Source organism: Mesorhizobium sp. M4B.F.Ca.ET.089.01.1.1 (assembly GCF_004022605.1).
GTDB classification, from domain to species: domain Bacteria; phylum Pseudomonadota; class Alphaproteobacteria; order Rhizobiales; family Rhizobiaceae; genus Mesorhizobium; species Mesorhizobium abyssinicae.
The window spans coordinates 1-771 of record NZ_RZOS01001051.1 but is presented as its reverse complement, the minus strand read 5'-3'; the positions used below and the strand labels follow the sequence as shown (position 1 = coordinate 771).

Here is a 771-nt window from a genome sequence, read left to right as displayed (position 1 = left end):
ATATTCCGCTCGACGAGATCGAGCGACAGAATGGGATGCTGGGGCAGACGCGGAGCGACCGCCTCCGCCTCATCCTCAACGGGCGCAGGAGCGCTGAGACCATTACATTTGATAAATTCATCGATACGGTTTTTGAATTGCGCGGAAATCTCGTCGCCAAACCGAATGTTTTCGAGAACGTCGTTGGCGAAGATGAGGCGACTGTTATCCACTCCGACAAATCGTCCCAGCAGCACAACGCCCTGCGCGCTGAGAGACTGCAGGCTTATCGTGTGCAACGCGCCAAGCATGGGCCGAGCGGCAACGCGGCCGGACGGATCGACGAAATCCTTGCGGGGCACGTCAAACAATCCGCTCTTCACCATCCACACGACAATGTCGCGCCCGCGATAGCGTCGTGGCAGACGGCCAATATGGCCCGTCGCAAGATAAGTCTCCCTGCCCGCCAGGATCAGATCTTCGGCGATCTGGCAGCCCGACTGTGCGCTGCCGACGACAAGGACGGCTCCGACGGGTAGGTCGCCGGCCTTACGGTAGTCGGAGGCATCGAGCTGCACTGGCCCGCCCGTCAACGCGGACGCCGAAGGCGGCCGACGCGGGCGGTTCAAGCTGCCGCTGGCGACAACCACGTTTTTCGCCAGCCACGTCCGCTCGGGCGTCACGACGCGAAAGAGCCCGTTACTTGCTTCCAGTTTTGTGACCGAGACGCCGGTGCGAACCGGAAGTCTGTTGCGTTGCGCATAGTCTTCGAGCAGCGCAACGAACTCCATC

At 61.2% G+C, this 771-nt stretch carries 1 protein-coding gene; it reads right to left on the bottom strand.

Annotated features, from left to right (window positions below; genetic code table 11):
- A partial coding sequence (locus EN780_RS35950) for an NAD(P)-binding domain-containing protein (RefSeq protein ID WP_148674716.1) occupies window positions 1-771 on the bottom strand: 771 nt, incomplete at both ends.